At 55.7% G+C, this 21,186-nt stretch carries 23 protein-coding genes and 1 pseudogene; 7 read left to right on the top strand and 17 right to left on the bottom strand.

Annotation, left to right across the window (positions count from 1 at the left end; translation table 11 throughout):
* The first annotated feature begins 1 nt into the window (after nt 1).
* The 3 genes from ENI00_RS05090 to ENI00_RS05080 all read left to right on the top strand — a co-directional run bounded on the left by ENI00_RS05090 (nt 2) and on the right by ENI00_RS05080 (nt 5,388).
* On the top strand, nt 2-1,243 hold the full coding sequence (locus ENI00_RS05090) for an efflux RND transporter periplasmic adaptor subunit (RefSeq protein WP_304099805.1): 1,242 nt from the start codon (nt 2-4) through the stop codon (nt 1,241-1,243).
* A 14-nt stretch (nt 1,244-1,257) separates the two neighbouring features.
* Nucleotides 1,258-4,389 carry an efflux RND transporter permease subunit gene (locus ENI00_RS05085; RefSeq protein WP_304099863.1) on the top strand — a complete coding sequence of 1,044 codons (3,132 nt, stop codon included), beginning with the start codon at nt 1,258-1,260 and terminating at the stop codon, nt 4,387-4,389.
* A 96-nt stretch (nt 4,390-4,485) separates the two neighbouring features.
* Nucleotides 4,486-5,388 carry a cation diffusion facilitator family transporter gene (locus tag ENI00_RS05080; protein WP_304099802.1) on the top strand — a complete coding sequence of 301 codons (903 nt, stop codon included), beginning with the start codon at nt 4,486-4,488 and terminating at the stop codon, nt 5,386-5,388.
* 37 nt (nt 5,389-5,425) lie between these two features.
* Here ENI00_RS05080 and ENI00_RS05075 read toward each other — a convergent pair whose 3' ends face one another.
* Complete coding sequence (locus ENI00_RS05075) at nt 5,426-6,754, bottom strand: OprD family porin (protein WP_304099800.1); 1,329 nt, start codon at nt 6,752-6,754, stop codon at nt 5,426-5,428.
* A gap of 443 nt (nt 6,755-7,197) precedes the next feature.
* Between ENI00_RS05075 and ENI00_RS05070 the strand changes: the two genes are divergently transcribed.
* Entirely contained in the window at nt 7,198-7,776 is a 579-nt protein-coding gene (locus ENI00_RS05070) for a recombinase family protein (RefSeq protein WP_304099798.1), read from the top strand.
* A 114-nt stretch (nt 7,777-7,890) separates the two neighbouring features.
* Here the strand turns inward: ENI00_RS05070 and ENI00_RS05065 are convergent, their stop codons facing one another.
* The 5 genes and pseudogenes from ENI00_RS05065 to ENI00_RS05045 form a co-directional block, all read right to left on the bottom strand.
* Nucleotides 7,891-9,237, bottom strand: a complete 1,347-nt coding sequence (locus ENI00_RS05065) for a dihydrolipoyl dehydrogenase family protein (RefSeq protein ID WP_304099795.1) — start codon at nt 9,235-9,237, stop codon at nt 7,891-7,893.
* 258 nt (nt 9,238-9,495) lie between these two features.
* Entirely contained in the window at nt 9,496-11,103 is a 1,608-nt protein-coding gene (gene merA, locus ENI00_RS05060) for a mercury(II) reductase (RefSeq protein ID WP_414674212.1), read from the bottom strand.
* A 36-nt stretch (nt 11,104-11,139) separates the two neighbouring features.
* A pseudogene (gene merF / locus ENI00_RS18615) lies at nt 11,140-11,330 on the bottom strand (mercury resistance system transport protein MerF).
* A 26-nt stretch (nt 11,331-11,356) separates the two neighbouring features.
* Nucleotides 11,357-11,665, bottom strand: a complete 309-nt coding sequence (gene merP / locus ENI00_RS05050) for a mercury resistance system periplasmic binding protein MerP (RefSeq protein WP_304099789.1) — start codon at nt 11,663-11,665, stop codon at nt 11,357-11,359.
* A 25-nt stretch (nt 11,666-11,690) separates the two neighbouring features.
* Complete coding sequence (locus tag ENI00_RS05045) at nt 11,691-12,095, bottom strand: mercuric transporter MerT family protein (protein WP_304099786.1); 405 nt, start codon at nt 12,093-12,095, stop codon at nt 11,691-11,693.
* Between the two features lie 74 nt (nt 12,096-12,169).
* Here ENI00_RS05045 and ENI00_RS05040 point away from each other — a divergent pair, with 74 nt between their 5' ends.
* Entirely contained in the window at nt 12,170-12,580 is a 411-nt protein-coding gene (locus ENI00_RS05040) for a MerR family transcriptional regulator (RefSeq protein WP_304099783.1), read from the top strand.
* A gap of 275 nt (nt 12,581-12,855) precedes the next feature.
* Here ENI00_RS05040 and ENI00_RS05035 read toward each other — a convergent pair whose 3' ends face one another.
* The gene (locus ENI00_RS05035) at nt 12,856-13,071 is read right to left on the bottom strand and encodes a hypothetical protein (protein WP_304099780.1); all 216 of its coding nucleotides are present in this window, start codon (nt 13,069-13,071) and stop codon (nt 12,856-12,858) included.
* Between the two features lie 671 nt (nt 13,072-13,742).
* On the opposite strand from ENI00_RS05035, the gene parS reads away from it, so the two are divergent.
* Together parS and ENI00_RS05025 are read left to right on the top strand one after the other, a co-directional pair.
* Nucleotides 13,743-14,210, top strand: coding sequence for a type II toxin-antitoxin system Xre/ParS family antitoxin (gene parS / locus ENI00_RS05030; protein ID WP_304099777.1), 468 nt, complete (start codon nt 13,743-13,745; stop codon nt 14,208-14,210).
* Complete coding sequence (locus ENI00_RS05025) at nt 14,192-14,677, top strand: RES family NAD+ phosphorylase (RefSeq protein ID WP_304099774.1); 486 nt, start codon at nt 14,192-14,194, stop codon at nt 14,675-14,677. Before parS ends, ENI00_RS05025 begins: the two co-directional genes overlap by 19 nt.
* Before the next feature lie 865 nt (nt 14,678-15,542).
* On the opposite strand, the gene ENI00_RS05020 is transcribed toward ENI00_RS05025, so the two are convergent.
* The 10 genes from ENI00_RS05020 to ENI00_RS04975 all read right to left on the bottom strand — a co-directional run bounded on the left by ENI00_RS05020 (nt 15,543) and on the right by ENI00_RS04975 (nt 21,014).
* A complete protein-coding gene (locus ENI00_RS05020) occupies nt 15,543-16,364 on the bottom strand; it encodes a hypothetical protein (protein ID WP_304099771.1) in 822 nt (273 codons plus the stop codon).
* 186 nt (nt 16,365-16,550) lie between these two features.
* Nucleotides 16,551-16,793, bottom strand: coding sequence for a plasmid replication protein RepB (locus tag ENI00_RS05015; RefSeq protein WP_304099768.1), 243 nt, complete (start codon nt 16,791-16,793; stop codon nt 16,551-16,553).
* A gap of 91 nt (nt 16,794-16,884) precedes the next feature.
* Complete coding sequence (locus ENI00_RS05010) at nt 16,885-17,166, bottom strand: hypothetical protein (RefSeq protein WP_304099767.1); 282 nt, start codon at nt 17,164-17,166, stop codon at nt 16,885-16,887.
* A 19-nt stretch (nt 17,167-17,185) separates the two neighbouring features.
* Nucleotides 17,186-17,497 carry a hypothetical protein gene (locus ENI00_RS05005; RefSeq protein ID WP_304099764.1) on the bottom strand — a complete coding sequence of 104 codons (312 nt, stop codon included), beginning with the start codon at nt 17,495-17,497 and terminating at the stop codon, nt 17,186-17,188.
* The gene (locus tag ENI00_RS05000; RefSeq protein ID WP_304099762.1) at nt 17,494-18,225 is read right to left on the bottom strand and encodes a lytic transglycosylase domain-containing protein; all 732 of its coding nucleotides are present in this window, start codon (nt 18,223-18,225) and stop codon (nt 17,494-17,496) included. Before ENI00_RS05000 ends, ENI00_RS05005 begins: the two co-directional genes overlap by 4 nt.
* On the bottom strand, nt 18,203-18,397 hold the full coding sequence (locus ENI00_RS04995) for a hypothetical protein (protein ID WP_304099759.1): 195 nt from the start codon (nt 18,395-18,397) through the stop codon (nt 18,203-18,205). Before ENI00_RS04995 ends, ENI00_RS05000 begins: the two co-directional genes overlap by 23 nt.
* Nucleotides 18,394-18,762, bottom strand: a complete 369-nt coding sequence (locus ENI00_RS04990; RefSeq protein WP_304099756.1) for a hypothetical protein — start codon at nt 18,760-18,762, stop codon at nt 18,394-18,396. The genes ENI00_RS04995 and ENI00_RS04990 overlap by 4 nt, the downstream gene beginning before the upstream one ends.
* Entirely contained in the window at nt 18,743-20,140 is a 1,398-nt protein-coding gene (locus ENI00_RS04985; protein WP_304099754.1) for a TrbI/VirB10 family protein, read from the bottom strand. The genes ENI00_RS04990 and ENI00_RS04985 overlap by 20 nt, the downstream gene beginning before the upstream one ends.
* Nucleotides 20,141-20,148: 8 nt before the next feature.
* Nucleotides 20,149-20,574, bottom strand: coding sequence for a TrbG/VirB9 family P-type conjugative transfer protein (locus tag ENI00_RS04980; protein ID WP_304099752.1), 426 nt, complete (start codon nt 20,572-20,574; stop codon nt 20,149-20,151).
* 56 nt (nt 20,575-20,630) lie between these two features.
* Complete coding sequence (locus ENI00_RS04975) at nt 20,631-21,014, bottom strand: YkvA family protein (protein ID WP_023007037.1); 384 nt, start codon at nt 21,012-21,014, stop codon at nt 20,631-20,633.
* Between the last annotated feature and the right edge of the window lie 172 nt (nt 21,015-21,186).

Genomic DNA, 21,186 nt, shown 5'->3' with positions numbered 1-21,186 from the left:
CATGCAATTGATAAAACCACTCTACTGGATACTAGTGGCTACTTGTCTGGCCATCAGCCCTCTACATGCTGCGGAAGACCAGCACGATGACCAAGATGATCACAAAGAGGCGCAGCACGAAGCGCCCGAAACCAAAGGCCCCCATGGCGGCCTGTTGCTACAGCAAGATGGCGCCACCGTGGAATTGCAGATTTTCGAGCAGGGAGTCCCCCCGGAATACCGCGCTTGGGTGACAAAGGACGGAACACCCGTTACTGATGATGTTGACCTCAATGTCCAACTTACCCGCCTGGGCGGGCAAGAGGATGCCTTTGACTTTGCCTTCCAGGGAGACTACTGGCTGGGCAATGGCGTGGTGACTGAGCCCCATTCCTTTGATGTGGAAGTAACGCTTGCCCTGAACGGTAAACAATACCAGTGGCAGTGGGAGTCCCACGAAGGTCGTACCCGCATTGAAGCCGACATTGCTGAACAAGCTGGAATCCGAACAGCCGAGGCCGGTCCGGGCTCGATCGAGCGAACGCTGACAGCTTATGGGCGACTGACCACCGCGCCGGAGCAGATCGCGCGGGTGCGCGCCCGCTTTCCCGGCGTCATCACCAAGGTCAACGTTCGTCTGGGTGACCGTGTTGCCAAAGGCGATCGGCTGGCACAAGTGGAATCCAACGAAAGCCTCAAAACCTATGACTTGCGCTCACCTATTGACGGCGTGGTGATCGAGCGGGAGATCAGTGTTGGCGAAATCGCCGGCGAGCAGCCTCTGTTTGCCATCGCCGATTTAACGACCTTGTGGGCGGAGCTTCAGGTATTTCCGGGCCAGCGCTCTGAGGTGGCGGTCGACCAGAAAGTCTACGTGAAGGCCGAGGGAGTCGATCAGCAAGCTACCGTCAACTACCTGCTGCCTTCCCCAGACAATGCCCCCTATACCCTGGCCCGCGTAAAAGTGGAGAACCCGGAGGGCGCGCTGAGCCCCGGCCTGCTGATAGCAGGAGATATCGTGGTAGAAAGCCTGGAGGTGCCGCTGGCAGTGAACAACCGCGCACTGCAGTCATTCCGCGACTGGACCGTGGTGTTTGTCCAGGTGGACGATACCTACGAGATCCGTCCGCTAGAGCTGGGCCACAGCGACGGCACCCTGACCGAGGTGCTTGACGGGCTGCAGGCGGGCGATCGCTATGTGGTGGATAACAGTTATCTAATCAAGGCCGATATTGAAAAATCCGGCGCATCCCACGACCACTAACCCTCGAGGCTATGATGATCAATGCCATCTTACGCTTCTCGGTAGAGCGGCGGTTTTTAACCTTATCCCTTATTCTGGTGCTGATCGGTGTGGGCCTGTGGAGCTTTCAGCGCCTGCCCATCGATGCGGTGCCGGACATCACCAACGTCCAGGTGCAGATCAATACCGAAGCGCCGGGGTATTCGCCCTTGGAGGCGGAGCAGCGCATCACCTTCCCGGTGGAAACGGCCTTGTACGGATTGCCCGATCTGTCCTATACCCGTTCAATATCCCGCTATGGCTTGTCCCAGGTGACTGTGGTATTCGAGGAGGGCACTGACCTTTACTTTGCCCGTAACCTGATCAATGAGCGCCTTGGCTCCATCAAGAATGCCCTGCCGCCAGGCCTGGAACCAGAAATGGGCCCCATCGCCACCGGCCTTGGCGAGATCTTGATGTACACCGTGGAGGCGCTGCCCGGCGTAACCCAGGCGGATGGTAGCCCCCTGGACGCCACGGCACTGCGAGAAATTCAGGACTGGATCATTAAACCCCAACTGGCGCAGGTGCCTGGGGTGATCGAGATCAACACCATCGGCGGCTACGACAAGCAGTACCACGTCACGCCCTCGCCACAGCAGTTGCTGCAATTTGGCATCACCATGGATGAACTGGTGGAGGCGCTACGAGCCAATAACGTTAATCGCGGCGCGGGCTATATCGAACGCAACGGACAGCAACTGTTGGTGCGCTCGCCGGGACAACTGGCCTCCATCGTCGAAATTGAGCAGGTGGTCATTGCCAACCGCCATGGTGCGCCGGTAAAAGTCAGTGATGTAGCCGAGGTGGGCATTGGCAAGGAATTGCGCACCGGGGCCGCCACCCGCGACGGCAAGGAAACGGTGATGGGCACGGCCATGATGCTGGTGGGGGAAAACTCCCGCACCGTCGCACAGGCAGTGGCCGAAAAGCTGGAGACCATTCAGCCCTCGCTGCCCGACGGGGTCAAAGTAGAGGCGGTGTACGATCGCACAACCCTGGTGGACAAGGCCATTGCCACGGTGGAAAAGAACCTGCTCGAAGGGGCGCTGCTGGTGATCGTAGTGCTGTTTCTGTTACTGGGCAATCTGCGCGCCGCCTTGATTACCGCAGCGGTGATCCCCTTGTCCATGCTCGCTACCATCACCGGCATGGTGCAAACGGGCGTGTCGGCCAACTTGATGAGCCTGGGGGCATTGGACTTCGGCTTGATCGTCGATGGCGCAGTGATTATCGTAGAGAACTGCATCCGGCGCCTGTCCCATGCCCAGCACAATGGCAAGCTGCCGTTGCGAGAACGGCTCCAGCTGGTGTTCGAAGCCACCAACGAAGTCATCCGTCCGAGCCTGTTCGGTGTCGCGATCATTACCGTGGTGTATCTGCCAATTTTTGCCCTTACCGGCGTCGAGGGTAAGATGTTCCACCCCATGGCGGCGACCGTGGTGATGGCGCTGCTGGCTGCCATGGTGCTGTCGCTGACCGTGGTACCGGCCGCCGTGGCGGTATTTATGGGGGGCAAGATCAGCGAAAAAGAAAGCCCTGTGATCAGCGGCGCCAAATCGCTGTACAAGCCTGCCTTGCTGGTCGCCATGAAGCTTCGCTGGCTGGTGTTGGGGGCGGCAACGGCACTCCTTCTGGTTTGTATTTGGCTTGCCACCACCCTGGGTTCGGAATTCATTCCACAACTGGATGAAGGAGATATCGCGTTGCACGCTCTGCGCATCCCGGGCACCGGGTTGGAGCAATCCATCGAGATGCAGTCGCAGCTGGAACAGCGACTGACGGCCTTCCCCGAGGTGGACAAGGTGTTCGCCAAAATCGGCACGCCGGAAGTGGCCACCGATCCCATGCCCCCGAGCGTGGCGGACAACTTTGTCATCCTCAAATCGCGCGACCAATGGCCGAATCCCGACAAAACCAAGGACGATCTGGTAGCGGAAATGGAGGAAGCCGTGACCCAACTGCCTGGCAACAAATACGAGTTCACGCAACCCATTGAGATGCGCTTCAACGAGTTGATCTCCGGAGTACGGGCCGATCTCGGGATTAAGGTGTTTGGCGATGACATGGATCAATTGCTGGCCTCGGCACTAGAAGTTCAGGAAGTGCTCGAAACCGTTGAGGGCGCGGCGGATATCCAGGTCGAACAGGTCACGGGGCTGCCCATGCTGTCGGTCCATCCCAAACGCATGGTGCTGTCGCGCTACGGCCTGAATGTCGAAGACTTGCAAGCACTGGTGGCAACCGGTATCGGTGGTGAAAACGCCGGATTGATCTACGAGGGTGACCGCCGCTTTGAGTTGGTGGTACGCCTGCCGGAAGCGGTCAGGCGTGACATCGACAGCTTGGCCTTTTTGCCCATTCCCTTGCCGGACGGAAGCTATGTGCCGCTGTCGGAAGTGGCCGAGTTGGAGCTGGCACCAGCGCCCAACCAGATCAGCCGTGAAAATGGCAAGCGGCGGGTGGTGGTAACCGCCAACGTACGGGACCGCGACCTGGGCGGATTTGTAGAGGAAGCACAGGCGCGCATCGCACAGGAGGTGGATTTGCCGGATGGCTATTGGCTGGATTACGGCGGCACCTTTGAGCAACTGCAATCGGCCAGCGCGCGTCTCGCCCTTGTGGTACCGATCACGCTGGCGATTATCATTGGTTTACTGATCATGGCATTCGGTTCGATAAAAGACGCCCTAATTATCTTCACCGGCGTGCCGCTCGCCCTTACTGGCGGGGTCTTGTCCCTGTGGCTACGGGACATGCCACTGTCGATCTCGGCCGGCGTGGGCTTTATCGCGCTATCCGGCGTCGCGGTCCTCAACGGTCTGGTGATGGTGGCCTTCATTCGCGACCTGTGGCGGGAACAGGGGGATCTCGTCACGGCGGTTGTGGAGGGTGCCCTGGTTCGTCTGCGACCGGTCTTGATGACCGCGTTGGTAGCAAGTCTAGGTTTCGTACCAATGGCACTCAACACGGGAACCGGTGCCGAGGTCCAGAGACCGCTAGCGACGGTCGTGATCGGCGGGATCATTTCATCGACACTGCTGACGTTGTTCGTTCTGCCGATCTTGTACTCAATGCTCCACCGAAACGATCGAAAGCACAAAGCAGTTGAAGAGGCTACAACATAACCTCGGGATCGCCACGACAAGACAGCAGGGCGGGCGCACCCACAAATGCGCAGCACCCGATACGAACTGAGGTTTTCACTAGCGACAGGAGGCAACGTGGGACATCAACACCTACACAATGAACAGGCTGGTGATAAACGCGTTTGGTGGGCCGTAGCCGTCAATCTTGTCCTGACCGTGGTGCAGATAGCGGGGGGAATATTGTCAGGGAGCCTCTCGCTGGTTGCCGATGCAATCCACAACCTAAGCGACGCCATCTCGATGGCCATCGCTTACGTCGCCAGGAGAATAGCTCGGCGTCCAGCCAATGAAGAATGGACATTTGGTTACGTCCGAGCCGAGCTGATAGCCGCGCTAATAAACTACACCACTCTGATAGTGATAGGTCTTTACCTGGTTTACGAAGCAGTGTTTCGCTTCATAGAACCTCAGCCCGTTCAAGGGTGGACGGTGGTGATTATCGCAGCTGTCGCTTTAGTGGTTGACACGATAACGGCCATGCTGACCTATTCGTTATCAAAGTCCAGCATGAACATTCGGGCGGCGTTTTTACACAATGTGTCAGATGCATTGGGGTCCATTGCTGTCATCATTGCAGGGACCTTGATAATTTTGTATGACTGGGTATTTATAGATCCCCTGATAACACTAATGATAGCTGGGTATATATTGTGGCAAGCGTTTTCAGAGATAGGTGGCGCCATTCGCATACTCATGTCTGCCACACCAAAAGATATAGACCCTCAAGAAATCATATCAAGATCATTAACCATTCCAGGGGTTTGTGGCATTCATCACCTACACATATGGCCTATAGATGAGCATCGGACATCGCTTGAGGCCCATCTCGTGATTGAAGATAAACTAATGAACCGAAGTGAAAAGATTAAAGACGAGGTCAAAAAACTACTAAATAGCGAATTTTCCATCGGCCATACGACCTTGGATGTCGAATCCCAATCGAGAGAATGTGGCGACGCGAAAACATTTGGGCATTGAAAAAGGGCGCCGTGTAGGCGCCCATGTTGAATCGCAATCAGATAATATCAAGCGGGTAGGCGATGATAACCCGGACTTCATCAAGATCAGACTCGAAAGCAGTCGCTCGTGTCGTAGCCTGGCGGAGCCTGAAAGACAAACCCTGAAGCCTTCCGGTCTGCACTATATATTGAGCCTCGACATTTCTCTCCCAACGCTTTTGATCAGTTAGCGGGTTTCCATTGGCATCTGCACGCATATACACAGCGTTAGCGTCCGAGTAATCTGCATCACTTCCTGTGGCGTAGCGCGTCATAAATGACAGTCCCGGCACGCCGTACTCAGTCATATCGAGATCATAACGAATCATCCATGACCGCTCTTTTGGCGAATTAAAGTCGCTATATTGTAACGAGTGATCCAGATAAACTGAATCAGCCTGGCGAAGATAATCGAAATCATCGTCTCCGTGGTTGCGCTGGTGGGACAATGTGACGCCGTGTGTTTCGGTCGCGATGCCTACACTAGCACTCCAAATCTGGTTGTTAAATTCACCGAGTAGTTTCTTTCCTTCGTCGGTGGCGGAGTAATAATTTACGCCGCCAAATAGCGAAAGTTGTTCAGACAAGGGCAGTTCACTAGAAGCACCAAAATAACTTTGATCCCACGCGTCCTTAAGGCGACTCGTATACAAGCTGAACCCTAGCGCAGGGTTTAGAGTGTAATCCCCCCCAAAATATGCGACCCAGGGAGAATCAACCGGACCTGCGTAAAATGTCGCAAACTCATCATCCATGCTGCTGCTGGTTGGTTGGCTCATGCCGCTTAGCCGACCGCTTTGCACAGTCAGCCCGTCAATATGGGTATTGACAAGCGTAACGCCTCGGAAGCTTTCAGGAAGTAGCCGGGAATCGCCATAATGGACTACAGGGGTCGTCGGAAACACATCGCCGACTTTAACGACTGTGTCAAAAGCGCTTAATTTTGCCGCCGCGCCGAACTTTGTGTACTCATCCACAGCTTCGCCCTGGCTGTCGGTGGGAAGAACGTCAAAGGTGCTGCCTGCACCGTTTCGTCCATCGCCAGTATCAAGCTTCAAGCCCAGCATTGCAAAAGCATCCAGGCCAAAGCCAACGGTTCCTGCGGTAAATCCGGACTCGAAGTTAGCTATTACGCCGTGCGCCCACGCTTCCGAATATCCCGTTCCTTTCGGGCTGAACTGACCATTGCGGTCGTCTCGATTAAAATAGAAGTTCCGGTTCAGTACCGACAGGGTGCTTCCGTCTAGGAAGCCAGAAGCAGCTTGCTCTTGTGCTGAGATGGCCCCGGAGTGAGCGGCGATGAGTATGGATGAAGCAATTAATGAAAGGCTGATTTTTTTATTCATTTGATTTTCGTCTTATTAGGGAGACTTTTTTAAATCTAACGTTTTAATCGTATTCCTCTTGGAACTTTCCAGCAATGCAAGATTATTACAATTTTGTAATGTAAAGACGTGGGATGGAACTTCAGTAACAGACGCACCGCCTGGGCGAGGTCGTTTTTTGTTGACTGGATTCACACCAAAAAGGAGGCGGAGGAGGTTAGGTTACGCATGGCCGAGCGGCAGCAACCATGACTTCGAATCGGCGTTCAGCCCTAATTAACATGCAGAACTTGGCTTTCAATATGCTGAGCCACAGGCGCGCAGAAATTTTTGTAAATCAAACCACCGTTTTCTTTACATCATTTGCCTTGACCAAAAAATTGGCGATGCGCTGCGTTTAAACCGAAAGAAACGCATATAATATTCTATTGAAACCAAACGTACGTTTTCTTTAGGTAAGCATCGTGAATATTGGATATGCGCGCGTATCAACAATTCAGCAAGACACGTCGCTGCAGCTGGACGCGCTGATGGCTGCCGGATGTGAGCGGATTTACGAAGAGAAGGGGAGCGGGGCATCCCGAGAACGACCAGAGCTTGAAAAATGCCTTCACATTTTGCGCCCGGGTGACACGCTGACGGTCTGGCGACTGGATCGCCTGGGCCGGAGCTTAAAGGACCTGGTGACCATCGTTTCAGAGCTTGAAGCACAGCAGGTAGGGTTCAAATCGCTTACTGAAAGCATCGACACCACTAGCGCCGGCGGAAAACTTATTTTCCACATCTTCGGTGGGCTGGCCGAGTTCGAACGCTCGCTCATCCAAGAACGAACCAAAGCAGGGTTGGCCGCCGCCCGTGCTCGAGGAAGAAAGGGGGGCCGTAAATTCAAGATGACATTGGGTGACGCTCGAAAGGCGGCTGCGATGTTGGCCGACCCCGTCATCACTAAAGCCGAGATCTGCCAACACTTTGAAGTCACCCGGCCGACGCTGAATGCCGCCTTATTGAGACTAACCCCGAGCGACGGGAGCCTATCAGAGTGACCCTCATGCATCGGCAGGCTACACAGCCTCCTATCGTTATCCTGCTCGCAAATAATATCGCTCACGACGCCAGTTTTGGCTCTGCGACTCTGTCGTATTACTCGCACCTTACCGTTACAGCATCGATCCTATGTCGGAAGCCCCCGTTGGGTAGGCAAACATTGTTGTTTTGAGATCCATAGTGGTCAGCCCGTGACGAATAGCCAATGCGAACAGGTTGATAACCTCATCAACGTTGGGCCCAACGAGGTGAGCTCCCAACACGCGCTCGGTTTCTTCCTCTATCAGGATCTTGAAGCCATAGACCGGTTCGGCGGCTTGACGCGCGGTAAACCAATCCGGAGCGCGCTGGCTTGAGACGCGAAACCGTAGCCCCTGTTCACTAGCCTGTGCTTCGTTGAGCCCGGCCGACGCAATGGGCGGGATCGTAAAAGCGACACTCGGCACACCGGCGTAGTCCGGTTTGGCACACTTGCCATCGATCAGATGGGCGGCTACCACCTTGGCGTCGTGACTCGATACGGGCGTGAGGGGAGGCCCCACCTGGGCGGCATCACCGGCCGCATAGACTGCCGTATTCGATATACTCTGCAGGTGCTCGTTCAGTAATAGCCGGCCTTTCTCAGTCTCTACGCCGGCCGCTTCCAGATTAAGATCCTTGAGTGCGGGTACTCTCCCAGAGGCATGAACAACCAGATCCGCTTCAACGGTACCCGTTTTGCCGTTCGAGGATACATGCACGTTGTAACCGAATGCCGTTTTCTCAATGGCTTCCACGTTGGTTTGGGTCCTTACGTCGATGCCCTGACTGCGGAAAGCCTCCATCAGCCAATCCACCAGGTCCGGGTCGAAGTGCTTCAGCATCCGTCCACCGCGCTGGAGAATGGTCACATGCGCGCCAGAGCGCGCGGCAAGATGGGAAAACTCGGCGGCAATATATCCCCCGCCGACCAGGACAATTCGCGAGGGTAGTTTTTCCAGTGCCAGAAACCCTTCATTGTCTATTAGGTGTTCCTCGCCGGGGATCCCCAGCTCGACTGGCTCGGCTCCGGAGGCAATCAACACATGCCGCGCTTCCAGGATATGTCCGTCAACTTCGACGCTATTGGGGCCGGTGAAGCGAGCTTGCCCATGATAAGTTTCGATTCCTTTGTTTTGGAAGCTGTGCTCGTTTTTCTGTGGTATGGGGTCGGTAAACCCCCGTTTGAAGCGGACCAGATCAGCCCAGTCGATACTGACCTCGCCTGCCACGCCCTTTCCCTGCATCCGGTGAACATGATCCAGGGCCTTGGCACCTTGAATCATCATTTTTTTCGGGTCACAACCACGCAGGGCGCAGGTTCCGCCATAAGGTCGGGAATCCACAATCGCGATACGCCAGTTCGCGGCTAGTGCGCGCATAGTAACCATCTTGGCGGCGGTGCCAGTACCAATGGCAATAAGGTCGTAATGTTTCGCCATGCTGTTGTCTCCTTAGCTGAACCGGGGACCTGTAAACGTGGGCCGCGGTATTGGTTGACGTTAGCGAAATCTCGCCTCGATGATCAGCCGCGTACTCGCTCGCTGCCGAAATAAGATTCGCCAGGCGGTCGCTCGGACGCGTTATGTTGAAAAGTCAGCATAGGCCTGTACTTCATACAGCTTCAACACTGCGCCCGTAAGACCCGTGTGATTGGTTGTACATCCTCGCGACTAGCGTGATCGCTCCCTCTTAAACATCTACCCGGCGCAGCAGGAAAGCTGCGAGACATCTTTGGTGAAAGTCTGTGCGCAGAGCTTGAGTCCCTCGACCATGGTCAAGTATGGAAACAGCTCGTCGGCGATGTCCTGTGCCGTCATGCGCGCCCGCAGAGCCATAACAGCTGTCTGGATGAGCTCGCCAGCTTCACCTGTCACAGCCTGAACCCCAAGTAAGCGCCCGCTGTCACGCTCGACAACGAGCTTGATGAACCCGCTGGTGTCAAAGTTGACCAACGCCCGAGGTACATTGTCGAGAGTCAGGGTGCGGCTGTCCGTTGCGAAACCCTGGGCCTGGGCTTCAGCCTCGGATAGCCCAGCGGTGGCGATTTGTGGCTCGGTGAAAACCACCGCTGGCATGGTGCTCAGGTCCAGCCGCGCCTCACCCCCGGTCATATTGATTGCGGCCCGGCTTCCGCCAGCGGCGGCTACATAGACGAACTGCGGCTGGTCGGTGCAATCACCGGACGCATAGATGCCGGGCACGCTGGTCTGGAGCCGGTCGTCGACCACAACCGCTCCGCCGTTCGTTGCCACGCCAATGGTGTCAAGATTAAGCGTTTCAGTATTAGGCGTGCGGCCAATCGCCACCAACAGCTTGTCGGCTTTGATCTCTCCCGTGTTCGTGGTGAGCACGAACTCACCACCGCTATGGGCGACGTGGCTGGCCTGGACACCGCGTAGCACCTCGATCCCCTCGGCTCGGAAGGCGGCTTCAAGGGCTTCACCGATGGCCGGGTCGTCACGGGAGAGTAGCTGGCTGCGCGCCAATATCGTCACCTTGCTACCCAGCCGGGCGAAAGCCTGGGCCAGTTCCACGGCGACCACGGACGCCCCGATCACCACCAGGCGCTCGGGAATGGTATCGCTGGCCAGCGCGTCGGTAGAAGTCCAGTAGGGCGTGTCTGCCAATCCAGTCACAGGCGCAGTGGCGGGATGCGCCCCGGTACCGATAAAGGCGCGGTCGAAGGCGACTTCGCGCTCGCTGCCGTCGTCCTGGCTGACGACCAGGGTGTGTGCATCACGGAAACGGGCCCTACCGTGAATGACAGTGATGGCTGGGTTGCCGTCCAGAATGCTTTCGTATTTGCCGAGGCGTAGTTCCTCCACGCGCCCCTGTTGCTGGGCTAGCAGATCGTGACGGTTGATCGTCGGTTCGGCCGCCGTTATGCCCAAGTCAAATGGGCTTTGCCGGCGCAGATGGGCAATGTGCGCGGCGCGGATCATGATCTTTGAAGGCACGCAGCCGATGTTGACGCAGGTGCCACCGATGGTGCCCTGCTCAACCAGGGTGACACGCGCCCCCCGCTCGACGCTTTTCAACGCCGCTGCCATCGCGGCACCACCGCTGCCGATAACCGCGATGTGCAGACCTTCCTCTACGCCCTGCGCGCCGCCATCCCGTTCTATAGCCTGTTCAAGATCGGCGCTAAAGCCTTTGGCTCGGATAGTCTCCAGTAGGCGATCCGTACCTACGTCGCTCGTGCGGGTCACTGTCGCGCGCCCGTTCTCATAGGAGACCTCGGCCTCGACACCGGGCAGCGTCTTGAGTGCGGTTTCAATTCCGCGGGCACAGCTTTCGCAGGTCATGCCAGTAATATGGATAATCGTTCGCATAGTCTTACCTCAGGGGTTTTTATCGCTGTGGCTCGCGCCACGGCGGTGCAAGGCGTAGAAAACAATCCCGACAAAAGTCGCTAACGCTGGCAATAGCACCGGGTCGAGATATCCCAGCCAGGCCGATAGCCCTACTACCGCGAGTAATACCACAGCACGGGCGTGAAACAGCACAACGCAACAATCACCGTACCCACGATTTCAGCGGGGAGAACGCCACGGCTTTTTACTGGGCTAGTTCCTCGAACTTCTCAGAGACCCGGCGCGACGGGTGCCCTGCATTCCTCGTCGCGGTAGTCAAATCTGCAACACTGGCCTTGGTGTCATCGAAGGTCACCGTAGCGGTTTTATCCTCGAAAGAAGCCGTGGCCTTCTCCACGCCAGGCACTTGGCTAAGTGCCTTTTTAACGGTGTAGGGGCAGGTGGAACAGGTCATATTGTCAACGGCAAGGGTCACGGTCTGCTGCGCGGCGAAAGCCTTGCCCATGCTCGCTACGGTCAAAAGACAGATGCAGATCAAAGTATAAATCTTCATAACAGGCTCTCAAGTCAAGATGGATTTAGCCCAGGAAGAGCGGGGCGGCATACGGCCAAGCGAGCGCCAACACGACGAGTGCCGTCGCGGTCCAAAGCGCGACCTTGATTACCCGCTCTGCCAAGGGGGTGCGGCAGTAGCCATCCGTGCCGCAGGCACTGTTGGGTTTACGGTAAGCGTTGTAGAAACTGGCACCGAGCATCACCAGAGCGGCGAGGAGGAAGTAGGGCTGGTAGGGCTCAAGCGCCGTGAGATTGCTCATCCAGGCTCCGCCGATGCCCAGCGAAAGCAGCACCAGCGGTAGGATGCAACAGGAGGAGGCGAGAACCGCACTAATCAGGCCGCCACTTGCCAGTAGGCCTTTGTGCCAAATCCGATTTGTTCTGGCTTGCTCGCCTAAATAAGCCGTCTTGCCTTTGTGGGTTTCCATTTTGAATCTCTCGCTCAGGAAACAGTTACACTAGTCCCTGTACTTACTACAGGGTCAAGAGGGGGAGCTAAGCGATGTCATTGCGTCGAGGAGAACTGGCCAAGCGGACCAGCTGTAATATCGAAACCATTCGTTACTATGAGCGGATCAACCTTTTGCCGAGCCCACCACGAAGCGAGAACGGATATCGGCTCTATGAAGAAAGCCATGTCACTCGACTCAACTTCATTCGTCGCGCCCGTGGGCTAGGTTTCACGCTAGATGAAGTGCAGAGTCTATTGTCGCTAGTCGAGAGAGGGCACTACACATGCGCTCAAGTCCAGGAGCTCGCGCTCTGTCATATTGATGATATTCAGCGCAAAATCGACGACCTTCGCCGCATAGAGCAAGCATTGGCGGCGATGGCAAGTCAGTGTAGCGGAGAGAGCGTGCCGGAATGCCCTATCATCGATATTCTTTCCCAGCGTGTTTCAAAGGCTAGTTAGCTTCGGATTCGTCGGACCGGTTGAATCGTTTAACACGTCCACCTATTTAAATAAGGAATGATCTGACCTGCTTGATAAACTATTAGAATAAGAATATTTAACATAATGTATGTATGCGAAGCCATAGGCGCTTCGTTAATAGGTTGCTGGCGGTGAAGGGTTGGTGATGCCAGGGCTGGGATCGTTGGTCGCTCCGCTCACAGTCGGTGTTGGATAGGGATAAGAACGCGAAAAGCCCCTGAGTGGCTGTAAGGCCGTCAGAGGCTTTGTTGTGATTAGATAGTAGATGGTTGAAGGTCAGGGCGAACGCGACGAATAGCCCGACGAGCAAGAGCTTCTGTCGGGTATACGAGCGGCGATTCAGAGTCATGAAGAAAAGCACGGTTTCCATTACGACTAACCCAAACCAGCACGCCGGGAGCAGCGGCTGAAAAACCGCAGGTGTCGGCAACGGTCAGGTTCTGCTTGCTGGTTTTTGTCATGCGGCCCATGTCTTGTACTCCTGTTAAGATGGGACCATCATAACAACTAATTGAACACTAAACAGCAACTAATTAAGCGAAAAGGCATCGCATAATCCGACGTTATGCTAAATAGCAGGGCCGGGACGAAAACCATTTTCCGACCCTGCAATCTCCTTTCAGTCGCGAGTTAACATAACGACGTGCCTCATTATACGAAGCCATAGGCCTGTCTCTACTCAGGTCATCAGGTAATTTCCAAGTCTTTGATCATAATAGATAAAGATCTTGGATCCACTCCAAGGTGCTCCAACAGTTTGAGATTGCTAGGCTCAAAAAATTTCTGGCCTTCACGAACCAATGACTGAGCATGTTCCAGGTTCGTAGGTACGTCTCCGATCATTTTTGCATACCCGCTCAGCTGAGCTGGCTTCATGCCTTCGATCTCATGTATGGCCAGAGACTTAAGTCCATTCAAAGACTTCATTAAGTTAAGAACGAGCACGTCTCTATGAGTACCCAGAAAAATGAGCATTGGTAACAGATGTTAACCACACCTGCGTACCACTCGGTGCGTCGATCGCAGAGTCCCAATGCGTACAAAACCGTCAGTCCATGTCTAGATAAACGGAGATGGTTTAGCTGCAAGATTAGGACTATCATTTGAAGTACCGCAAAACCTCATTTGAGGATTAACGTTAATGATCATGATAGATTTACCCGAGCTACTCAAAGGTCAATCCGAGGCTCAATCTGACGCCAGCTTTTGGACCGTAGCCGAGCAAATTTCAGCTTTGAAAGATGCTGAACGGATCCAGATCATCCGAGCGGGTCTTCCCGCAATGATGATCGCATTGGTCGGTACGGCGCTCGCCGTCAACCGCAGCACCATAGGCACCATGCTGAATCTATCGCCCTCCACTGCAGAACGCCGGTTTAAAGATGGGAAACCGCTGGATCCGGTGGCTTCAGAGCGTGTCGATCGACTGTTGCAGGTGGCATTATTAGCGCGTGATGTGTTTGAGGACGACAAAATTGCAGCCAAATGGTTAGCGATCCCCAACGATGCGCTGGGGGGTGAGCCTCCTTTCGCTCTCTGCGACACGGATCTAGGCGCTAGGCAGGTTCGCCGGGTTCTGCATGCGATCGAATGGGGAAATGCGGCTTGATTGCTTGGCGTATCAGCAAAGCCAGGCGTGCTAAGGATTTATCTGGGATTGGAGCTGCGTTGGAAGGCGGCCGCTGGAATGAGACCGAGTTGCCGGCAGTGTACATGGGACTGAGCGCAGCGATCTGCTGCCTGGAGACCTTCGTGCACCAGGCGGGGCGCCCACAGATTCCCATGACGATAACTCGCTTCAGTCTGCCGGACGATCCGGAATTATACCTCGAACCGAGACCAGGTGATCTTCCAGAAGGTTGGGACTCGCTGCCTTCCGACAAGCCAAGCGTAGACTTTGGATCGCAATGGCTCCGAGATGGTAAGCAAATGGGATTGATCGTCCCATCAGTAGTGCTCCCGCTCGAGAGAAATGTGGTAATTAACCCGGCTCACCCAGCCGTGGGGAGTATCGAAGTCCTAGATATACAAAATTTTAGGTATGACGAGCGGATGTTCAAGCTGAACCAGAGCTAGTCCTGAAGACGATCACACCCGCGAACACTGCATACTTGTTGAGATCTAAACGAGCTTTTAGGTATACAGATACGAAAAGGGCTGCAACCGCCAGCAGCCAGACCATCTAAGCGCCCGAATGAAATTCGGGCCAAATAGAAGCAGGTACTGGTAATTTGCCGCGGCGACACCCAACCATACAGCCCAGCTTGGCTGGTCACGACTATAAAGTCGCTGCTAATCAGGTTTGACCGCTAAATAATACAGCGCTGCTGCCAAACTCAGCATTAGTGGTGCTAACACCATCACGTAGTGCATTCCGTGCATATTTCTTCCCTCGTGGTCCATACATTATCTCAGCCAGTACCCAAGCGTTATGGGCATGCTTCACATCAGAAGCAACGCGGTGAGCCTGTTTGTGATCCTGTTCAGGTTGCAGGGAGTTGGACCGACCCCCTCCCTAACTAACAGGGGTTCCCGAAGGGAGCAGCGTGAGGGAGAGAAACGCCGTTGCAGAACGTTTAGGAGGAAAGATGAGTTATTCGGCGTGCATCGACCGGAAGGCTGCCAGCGTTGGTTGTTTTGTGCTGACTGGTTTGGCTGACTCGTGTGTTCTCGCGCAGCGCCGTAGGCGCGAAATCGGCGCGAGGCATTTCTGCTGCATAGCAGCAAAGCCCTTCTGATGGTTTTACCTACTGATTAATGACCGACACTTATTTTCTTGGTTACCGACACTTAACTAATACTGTTCCTTTCTCTCATGGTCTGAAGCTGGGCACAGCCTGCTATTGGGTAGGGTAATAGCGGATTGATGGGTTAATAGCCGAGGAAACCGCTTCGGATGCCAGCAGAAAAGGACAAAACCAGAAAAGAAGACGCAGCTAGCTTAGGCTTGCACCTGGCTGGTGACGAGTCGGTCGACTTCCTGGTTGATTTGCTCGGCGCTCCAGCTGGGATACTCCTGTCTTAGCGCGAGGAGCATATCAAGTCGCCTTCGTGCCAGGTCTTCTCCCATCTGTGGATGGGCCCGTTGCTGCCGGGTATAGCTCCGGCCTGGCTGAGTGAATAGGGTATTCAATACCAGGGCATTACGCGCCCAGGTGGTGAGGGTTCCCCGCGTTCGGGTCTTCCTGACCAGGCGCTTGGTCGCTCGATCTCGCTCGTGCTGCAGCCGGCGACCCAAACCAAACGCGGTGAACAGCAGTTTATTAACTGCCTTGACCGCGGCGAGGCCTCGCCAACTGCCGTCCTCTAGCAACTGCCGAGGCTGGGCAACAGTTAACAGATTAGCCCGCTTGAGATCGGCCAGGGCGCGCTCGGCACGCCTCGGATGCAGGCCGGTGAACTGCACCAGGTAATTCAAAGTGAGCGATACGAAACCATCCGCGGTCGGCACGCCGCAGCGTAGAGAAGACAGATCGGTGAATTCGAGAATGGCAGTTAGAAGTAGAAGGCAGGCTTCACGGCGCTCGCTACGTTGCTGTCGGCCTTGCTTGCTGCGGTTAGCTGAGCGCAGTGACGGTAGGCGCGTCGGTGAGCCGTAGTACTGCTGAATCCGCTTTTGGAGCAGGGACAGAATCTTCGGACGCGTTTTAAGCGTCGTCGGGGCAACCAGCTCCAGCCGAGGGGAGTCCGGGTTGTGTCCGCAATAGTTTCCGCCCTGATTCGCCCGCGGAACATATGCTCTTGTTATTGAAACCGCCACCATCCTGTCGCGCCATGATAATAGCGAGACGATTGGGTGACTTTCTTGGGGTTGCACAAACCCGCAATGCCAGCCATAATCGACTCACTGTGTGTTGGAACAGGCCCCGTCCGCCAAGATCAGAAGCCTGTTTATATTTTCTAGAAAGCCCGGTTACCAGCCGGGCTTTCTAGTTTCTGGCATATACGTTTACGCTAACTGCACCCTCACTTCTCCAAATCCAACACGACGGGCGTCAGCCGCAGCGGCTTCAAGAGACTTGTAGCCCTTGATGCGACTGGACCTGGCAATAGTCATGGGATCGCGCTGACCGTCTGCACGCTCCACCATGATCATCCATGCACCGTCCTCCATCGGAGCCGGGGCGACGATAGCCGCCTTCAGAGCTCCGAACTCGAATAACTTGCGCATTGCTGAAAGATCCACGGACATGTCGCCCTCGTATTTGAGAATGAACCGTTTTGCAGGCTATATATGTGAACATGAAAAAGCAAATTTATGTTCAGCGTTTTGCCAAACCGGTTTATCTCACCGGTCCTTCCCGCGGCCCGTCGCTACGCTGGTAATCGTGCGGCAGCCGCACCGTAACTGCCCGAAAGCCAATACGATACGCATCCATCATGGCGGCATTGAGCCGGTTATAGCTCTTCACTTGGCCCATCTTAGCCGCCAACGTGACCTCCAGAGCTTCTCCGCCCTGCTTGATCACCCGTAACTGCCAGCGCCCGTCCTCTGGCGCCGTATTAATTTCTGCTTGCGCCAAAAGACCACCTTCAAATAGTTGTTTCAAAAATGCTAAACGCATGCCGCCCTCGCCTGCTCGTTTACCGATCGCCTGCCTCGTCTTGAGCCCGTCTGAATGCTTCCTGCCGTACGCGCTCCGAGTCCGCCTCATTCATGCTGAACTGCGGCGTGCCAGTGCAGTAGGTGCGAATCTTATGGCGTTTGCGGTAGATCATTGGGGGTTGCCAGCAACGTTCAAACACCTTGGGGCATTCGCCCTGGGTGAAACCTGTGGTTGCGCACATCAGCCAGGCTCCGCGCATATCATTCTTGTTGTTCCAGTCGAAATCGAACTCGTCTGCAGCCGCAGCTGAGCAAAGGCTGATCAGCGATACCAGGGCCATACGTTTCATGGATACCCTGCCTCCCTTTGCACCAAACCGCCCTGGATTCGGCTGATATAATTTTGCGTCTCCGCAAACGGGGGAATGCCCTGGTATTTCTCTACTGCTCCAGGCCCGGCGTTATAGGCGGCCAGTGCCAGCTCCACCGACTCAAAGCGAGCCAGCATCTGTGCAAGGTAACGGGTACCCACCTGAATGTTCGATTCAGGATCAAACGGGTCGATGTTGAACGTCTCGGACACCTCATCCATGAGCTGCATCAGCCCTTTCGCGCCCTTCGGACTGATCGCCCACGGATCATACTGCGACTCGGCCAGGATGACCTGGTGGATCAATAGCGGATCCAGTCCGTACCGGGATGCATATTTCTCCACCAAGCTGGCATAGGGCACCGCCTCGGGCGGGCCCGGCACGGTTGGAGACGCCAGGGAAAGATGCGAGTCGTCTGGCTCAGCGTCTCGCCGCGCCGATGGTGGCTTGAATGCGCGGCGCATCGCCTCGATCTGCTCGTCCGACCAACGCGTACGTCGGCGCTCTGCGGCAAAGCCTGGCCAGCGAGCGGTGTCACGGCCGCTTGAGCTCGATGCAGGGGTCCGCTCCGGTGTCAGCGACGCATCCGGATACAGGTGCTCATACAGCGACTCGGTATCCGGCGCTTCAGTGACCGCAACTGACCAGCCCGGACCACTAAAGGCCAGAGCCAGCAGCGCCGCGTTAATGCGCAGGCAGAACGGCATAGCGAGCGGTTTCCGGTTCGTTGTCCACACCCACCGGACGGGTTAGATCGCGGTACACCACGTTACGGCTGCTCAGCGTAAAGAAGTCACCGGTACCCACGACTTTGGTGGACTGACAGCCGCTCAAGGCGAGGGTTAAGGCCAGCAGAATCAGCGTAGCGTGCATGGTCATGACCTCTTTTCCGAGAACGAAATGAGTTTGTTATGCCGGTCGACTACGATCCATTTTTCAGTGCCAATGAGAATCTGAAGCGCATCGATAATGGGCATGGTCCGGTGCAATTTGGCGATCGGCGGAATCGCGCGGTTACCGATGGTCCGGGCATCCGCCGGCGCGGGATGCTCGATCGCTAGCGTGTAGCCGGTGGGCTCAAGCAAATAGCGGGCAGCCCCGCCAATCGTTGTGACGCTCTCCGGGTATACCGTCCGCGCATATAGCGACAGCGGATCGATCTCAATTCGAGTGGGTTCGCTAGCCCAGGCGCCCGAGGCGGCGCAAGACAGGATGAAGAACACACTATTCCATGTACTGCGCATACAGGTGACTCCAGGGTTCGATGTACATTTCTTCTTCCACGATGACGCGAAAGCTCTGGCCAGGACGGATGGTGCTGGTCGGGACGATGTTGAGATATTTCTGAGCAAGCGGAGACAGCTCACTGCGAAGCCCGGCGCTGACATCGCCGGTATAGCTGCCCTGCTCCAGGCCGGTGCCGGCGTAGCTGGACTCGTTACTGACCAAGGCATAGGCCGCCACCCCAAAAAATTGGGCCATGAAGTGGTGGTCAACCTGATCCTCAATAGCCCCCACCCCTTCACGATCGACTGCCGAGGCGGTAGAGAAGTCGATAACGCGAGTATCCGGTAGAACGGCGTCCTTGACGATAAACGCGACCCGGCTGGAAATGGCCTCGTTGACGTTTCGGGTCCGGACGATGCCGATATTGACCTCGGTTCCTTTTGGAATCAGTACGAACTCGCGACTGACGTCGTACACATCGTGACTAACGATGGCTTTCAGCGAACCACCGGTATAATCGGAGATGGCCTTTCGCATCAGCGTGGTCGGAATTTCTGTGCCAGGGGGCATCTTGATCTTGCCAGCGATGTCAGCGTTGTAGCGGTTTTCCTTGCTGTAACCTGCGACGTTCTCAGGGGCCTGATGAAAGCTGGTCTTGATGGTTTTGAGCTCTTGCTGCTCAGGTGTTGCGGCAGTGCGTCCTGCCGCATTGGGAAGGCCACTGGCCCCCTGGGTGGCCAACGTTCCGCGCAACCGCTGGGCTTCTTCGATTCGCTTGCGCACTTCGGCGCGTCGCTCTTCCAGACTGCCAGTTTCTGAAAGCGGGCGATTCAACGCATCGAGCTGACTCATCATATCGTTCGGGCCGGGGCGCGCTGGACGGCTTGAGCTGGCGGCAGCGACCGTGGGACGGCCTTCTGCAGGTTGCTCTTTTTTAGACCCTGACGAACCCTCTAGCTCCCAGCCGGCTTGGGCGCTATTCAAAGCGCGAAGCCGCTCGCGAGCTTGCCATTGAGCCAGCGCCTTTTCTTCCTGCGAAAGCTGCGGAGCCGCAGGAGCCTCCTCGCTCTTCGTGCCTTTTCCGTTCGCTGAGGGCGCTGTCGCCGCAGTCATCCCCTCAACTTCGATCGCCTCCATCGGCGTCACCCGCGGTCGACGATTGCTGACCAGCTGATCGAACTGATCCTGGCGATCGATGGTCGGCGCGCTGCGCTGTTCTCTGGCGATCTCCGGAGGGCGAGGCTTGCTGCCATTGAGCTTTGAGAAGATGTTGATCAGCGTCAGGATCAGTAACAGGGCCATCACCGAGCCAAAGGCAACCATCAGCCAGACCTGCAGCTTTTTTTTGTAAATGGCCGGTTTTTCCTCAATGCGTGGTGCCGCTTCTTCAGCCATGACGCCTCCTAGAATTCGCCATGGGTGGTGCTGTCTGCACGCGCGATATTGATCCGGGCATCATCCACTCGCAGCGTGAAGCTCGGATAAATGCCCGACACCACGTACATACCATAGGTATCGTCGTATTTAGTGGGCACGATGGCGGTCTTCTCGCCCACCTCGGTTTCAACCGACATCAGACCTCGGTTGGGTTGATGCAGGCGGATGTAGGTAAACCGACCATCGTCATACACGTCCGACACCAGCCCCTGAGCGGCAAAGCCCTTGCCCTGGTCCCAGTTGTAGCGGGTGTACACGTGGTAGCGGAAACGACGCAGTGCTTCCATGACCGCTTTACGTTTGTCGTCGTCCGCCTGACGCTTGAGCTCGACCAACTGCTGCTGTAGCTGAGGGTCGGCAACGATTCTGACGAAATCCTCCAAAAAGCGCATTAACCATCTGTTTTACAAGCCTTAAATTAACTATTTCATCACGTGCAGACGATGCGTTACCTGCTGTATTCCCACACCCAGTAGCCAAAAGCCGTGGCACATAAAAGCCATGTGCCAATAACGACTGCGGCCGCAACGTGGCTGATCGGCTTGATTGCCACTTTAGCTGCTTTCGAGCGACTTGCTTCTATCACATTCGATGGCGTCAGCTTGATGACAAGGACGATGCCCAGCGGGACCAAGATAATGTCGTCAAGATAGCCCAGGATCGGCATGAAGTCCGGAATGAGATCAATTGGACTCATGGCGTACGCTGCGATTGCGAGCAGCCGAACGACTATGGGGGGTATTCGGGTCTCGCGCCACAAAATAACCGTCAGCGCATCATGCTGAATGCGTTTTGCCGCAGCTCGCAGCCTGCCAAAGATCACGGTAGACATCTAACTACTCCTTGCGCGATTGGCATCACTCGCAACTCTCAGGGATGATCAGGCCGAGACAATAGCGGGCTATTTAGCCAGGCTTGTTTGTAGTTGTTTCAACTGACCCTGGAGGACAGCTTTTTCCTGCAGTAATTCGCGATTCTGATCGTTGAGGAACTGGTTTCGGTCG

Origin of the sequence: Marinobacter antarcticus (genome assembly GCF_011049865.1) — a bacterium.
GTDB lineage: Bacteria > Pseudomonadota > Gammaproteobacteria > Pseudomonadales > Oleiphilaceae > Marinobacter > Marinobacter antarcticus_A.
Note: the sequence above shows the minus strand (reverse complement) of the source record. Positions and strands in the feature narration are given on the sequence as shown.